Origin of the sequence: Streptomyces sp. Isolate_45, assembly GCF_024721315.2 — a bacterium.
Lineage (GTDB): Bacteria > Actinomycetota > Actinomycetes > Streptomycetales > Streptomycetaceae > Streptomyces.
In genome coordinates, this window is sequence record NZ_JANFAK020000300.1 from 1 (window position 1) to 4,496 (window position 4,496).

Annotated in this window: 4 protein-coding genes; 2 read left to right on the top strand and 2 right to left on the bottom strand. The window is 74.2% G+C overall.

The annotated features are described in order from the left end of the window. On the bottom strand, nucleotides 1–1,572 hold a 1,572-nt coding region (locus NOD94_RS40300; RefSeq protein ID WP_281211216.1), incomplete at its 3' end, for a tetratricopeptide repeat protein. 96 nt (nucleotides 1,573–1,668) lie between these two features. On the opposite strand from NOD94_RS40300, the gene NOD94_RS40305 reads away from it, so the two are divergent. Next, nucleotides 1,669–3,051 (top strand): FAD-linked oxidase C-terminal domain-containing protein, encoded by a 1,383-nt coding sequence (locus tag NOD94_RS40305; protein ID WP_281211217.1) that lies wholly within the window; start codon nucleotides 1,669–1,671, stop codon nucleotides 3,049–3,051. A gap of 80 nt (nucleotides 3,052–3,131) precedes the next feature. On the opposite strand, the gene NOD94_RS40310 is transcribed toward NOD94_RS40305, so the two are convergent. Next, nucleotides 3,132–3,611, bottom strand: coding sequence for an SsgA family sporulation/cell division regulator (locus NOD94_RS40310; RefSeq protein WP_281211218.1), 480 nt, complete (start codon nucleotides 3,609–3,611; stop codon nucleotides 3,132–3,134). 431 nt (nucleotides 3,612–4,042) lie between these two features. Between NOD94_RS40310 and NOD94_RS40315 the strand changes: the two genes are divergently transcribed. Next, on the top strand, nucleotides 4,043–4,496 hold a 454-nt coding region (locus NOD94_RS40315), incomplete at its 3' end, for a DUF2510 domain-containing protein (RefSeq protein WP_281211219.1).

Below are 4,496 nucleotides of genomic sequence, written 5' to 3' on the forward strand. Positions count from 1 at the left end.
GGGCCCCGGGGCGCCCGGCTTCGCGTCCACCTTGGGTTCCGCCTTCGGGTCCGGTTTGGGTTCCGCCTTCGGGTCCGCCTTCGGGGCCGGCTCCGGTTTGGGCTTCGGCTTGGGCTTCGGGCGGGGCTTGGGCATCTCCGGCGCCACCCACGGCTTGCTGGGCTGCATGTTCTCCGGGCCGCCCGCGGCCTGCTGCCCGATCGCGGCCAGCGCCTCCTTGGCCAACGGTCCCCGCACCGGGGAGAAGAGCGGGTTCGTCCGCAGCGTCTCCTGGAGGTGCCGGCGGGCCGCCTCGTCGTCGCCCAGACCCCGCTCGATCATCGCCCGGTGGTAGGAGAACTCGGCGTTGCGCAGCCCCGGCTCGGTGGCCTTCTTCGCGTACTCCAGCGCCGCCGCGTCCTCGCCCAGCCTGTGCAGGGCCCACCCCAACGCGTCCGCGACCTGCACGCTCTTGTGCCGCGACCACTCCGCCGACAACCGGCGCACCGCCGCCGACGCGTCGCCGTGGTCCGCCTCGAACAAGCCGAGCACCAGCTCCTCGTTCACCCCGTTCGTGGTGCCGCGCGCCGCCAGCGCCGACAGCGACTCGTACGGCGCGCGCGCCTCCTCGTCCCGACCCAGCGACTGCAACAGCTCACCCAGCTCCAGCGCCAGCCGCGGCGCCGGGGTCCGGCCCAGCGCCAGCCGGTAGTCCCGCACCGCCTCGCCGGAGCGGCCCAGCGCGGCCAGGGCGCGGGCCCGGCCGCCCAGCGCGTCCGACTGCGCCGGGTCCGTCCGCAGCGCGGCCTCGAACTGCCGCATCGCCTCCGCCGTCTCGCCCCGCTCCCAGGACATCTCCCCGAGCCGGTACAGGACGTACGCCTTCTCCGCGGGCGCCTTCGCCGCGCCCGCCGCGTGCTCCAACGACACCACCGCGTCCTCGCGCCAGCCCCGGTCCCGGTAGACCTGGGCGGCCCTCAGGTGCGACACCAGGCCCGGCCGCAGCTCCGACAGCCGCTCCATCGCCTTCTCCGCGGCCTTGTAGTCGCCGAGGCCCGTGTACGCGTCCACCAGGACGGGGTACGCCGTCCAGCGCTTCGGCGCCTGCGCCCGGACCAGCTCGCCCCACTTCTTGCCCGTCCCGAAGTCCCGCCGGGCGTTGGCCAGCGCGCCCATGCCCGTCATCGCGTCGAAGTTGCCCTTCTCCGCGGGCCGTACGCCCAGTGACCGCTTGAGGGCGTTCTCCGCCTTAGGGAACCAGCCGGGATCGGCCGTGCGCCGCGACTGTTCCAGGTACGCCGACCCGAGCACCGCCCACGACGCGTCGTCCTCGGGATGCCCCGCGACCCACTGCTCCCGGTCCGCCACCAGCGCCGTCAGGTCCACCGCCGCCGGCGGTGCGCCCATGCCGACCGCCGAGGCGGCCCGCTCGGTGGGGCCCGGCGGCCGGGCGTCGTCGGCCGTGCGGGCCGGGCGGATCAGCAGGGCGCCCGCGATCAGGACCACGGCGACCGCGGCCGCCACGACCGTCTTGCGGCCGGTGAAGGTCACGGGCGGCGCGGGCTGCTGCGATTCCTCGTCGATACGGTCCATGGGGTCACTGTGCGTCAATATGAAGAGCGCGCCGAGGTGTCCGAAGCCGGTCGCGGCCGTGTTCACACCGATGGCCCCGGCTGTCACGCTGGCCCCATGGCTGATGACCTCTCCGCACGGCTCTTCGCGCGCCTCGCCGAAGGACTCCCTCCCGAAGCCCTCCTGACCGACCCTCAGGTGACCGCCTCCTACTCCACCGACATGGCGAGCTTCTGCGCCGCCGGCACCCCCGCCGTCGTCGTCCTGCCCCGGACCGTCGAACAGGTCCAGCACGTCCTGCGCACCGCCACCGCCCTCCGGGTCCCCGTCGTCCCGCAGGGCGCCCGTACGGGCCTGTCCGGGGGCGCCAACGCCGCCGACGGCTGCATCGTGCTGTCCCTCGTCAAGATGGACCGCATCCTGGAGATCTCCGCCGTCGACCGGATCGCCGTCGTCGAGCCCGGAGTGGTCAACGCCGTGCTCTCGCGGGCGGTCGCCGAGCAGGGCCTGTACTACCCGCCCGACCCCTCCAGCTGGGAGCAGTGCACCATCGGCGGGAACATCGGCACCGCCTCGGGCGGCCTGTGCTGCGTCAAGTACGGGGTCACCGCCGAGTACGTGCTCGGCCTCGACGTGGTCCTGGCCGACGGGCGGCTGATGCGCACCGGGCGGCGCACGGCCAAGGGGGTCGCCGGATACGACCTGACCCGGTTGTTCGTGGGCTCCGAGGGCAGCCTCGGCGTCGTCGTCCGGGCCGTCCTCGCGCTGCGGCCGGCGCCGCCCCGGCAGCTGGCGCTGGCCGCCGAGTTCCCCTCCGTCGCCGCCGCCTGCGAGGCCGTGTGCGCGGTCATGGAGGCGGGCCTGGCGCCCTCGCTGCTGGAGCTGATGGACCGTACGACCGTCCGCGCCGTCAACGCGCTCGGGAAGATGGGCCTGCCCGAGAGCACCGAGGCCCTGCTGCTGGCCGCCTTCGACACCCCGGACGCCGCCGCCGGGCTCGACGCCGTCTCCGCCCTGTGCACGGCCGCCGGCGCCACCGCGGTAGTCCCCGCCGAGGACGAGGCGGAGTCCGAACTGCTGCTCCAGGCACGGCGGATGTCCCTGACCGCGCTGGAGGCGCTGCGGCCCGCGACGATGATCGACGACGTGTGCGTCCCGCGGTCGCGGCTCGCCGAGATGCTCGACGGCACGGCCGCCATCGCCCGGACGTACGACCTGCTCATCGGCGTCTGCGCGCACGCGGGCGACGGCAACACCCACCCGGTCGTCTGCTTCGACCCGGCCGACGAGGACGAGGTGCGGCGGGCCCGCGAATCCTTCGACGCGATCATGGCGCTGGGGCTGGAGCTGGGCGGCACCATCACCGGCGAACACGGCGTCGGCGTCCTGAAGAAGGAGTGGCTGGCCCGCGAACTGGGGCCGGTGGGACTGGAGATGCAGCGCAACGTCAAGCACGCCTTCGACCCGCTCGGCCTGCTGAACCCGGGCAAGCTCTTCTGACGCGACCCGCCGGGAGCCGCGCACCGCACCGGGCACCGCATGTCCCGGCACCGCACGTCCCCGCACTGAACGTCCCCGCATCACGCGTCCCCGTCCGCCGACTCGTCCGAGGGCCACGGGTCCCGCAGCCACAGGTCGTCGGCCGGGGTCGGGGCGAGCAGTTCCGCCAGTGCCGCGTCCAGGCCGAGCCGGTCGGCCTCGGTCCCCGGCGGGACCACGCGCAGGGTCCGTTCCAGCCAGGCGGAGACGGAACCGGCCGGCGCCTCCAGCAGGGCGTCGCCGTCGGGGGAGCTGAGGGCCATGCACAGGACCGCCTTGTTGTCGATCTTCGTCGGCCAGATCCGGACGTCCCCGTGCCCGCACGGACGGAACACCCCCTCGACGAGCAGCTCGCGGGCGAACGTCCAGTTGACGGGGGTGCTGGAGCCGGTGTGGAAGGTGATGTGCACCGCGAACGGGTCGTCGAGGAGGTAGAGCAGGCGGGCGGGGACGGCGATGGCGCGCTCGGGGGACAGGACCAGCTTGAGTTCCAGCTCGCGTTCGATGACGGGGTGGTGCATGACGGCCTCACTTCGGTGCGTTCGTGTCCTGGCGCGGGGCCGGACCGGGCCCCACACCCGCAGAGAGCGTCCCGGGGGCCGGCGATGACGCGACTCCGGACGACGAACCGTGAATTGGCCGAAATCTTTCGACTGACCGGAATTCGATGCTCGGGGTCGGGCAGGGTCGATCCGCCGAGGCCGGTGCGTGCCGTTGTGTGTCGGTACGTTCCGTTGTGTGCCGATGTGCGTCGGTGAGTGCCCGGCCCGGGACCGCCGCGGGACCGTCCGGGGCCGCCGCGCGGCCGTCGCGGGGCGAATAAAGGGCCGAGGTTCGCCCGAAGGCTTGGAATCTCCCGTTACCGGACCTGTCGGGAGGGGGTTCTTGGCTATGGTCCTCCCCTTGGGTCCTCCCCTGCACAAGCCTCAAGCCACGATCGGAGTTGGGGACATTGACGGCCTCCCCTGGTGACGGCGATCACGCTGCCCGCGAGGGCTACTACCCCGACCCGTCCATCCCCGGGTACGTCCGGTACTGGAACGGCGCGGCCTGGGTGCCGGGTACGAGCCGCCCCGCCGCCCCCGCGGACGAGACCGGGCCGGTGTTCCTCGACCAGACCTCCGTGACCGAGGCGCTCCCCGAACCGGAACCCGAACCCCGGCCCGCGTCGGCGGGTTGGCAGGCCGACCCCGCGCACCAGGCCGGCTTCGGCGGCCCCCGCGACGTACGCGTCTCCTGGGGTGACCCGGGCGACCCGGGCGACCCGGAACCCGAGCGCCGCCCCGCCGGGATCTCCCTGGCCCGGGACGCGGCGCAGGCCGCGGCCCCCGCCGACGCCCCCGCACCGGTTGCCCCCGTACCCGCTGCCGCCGTCGCCGCGTCCGCCGCGCCTCCCGCCGCCGCTG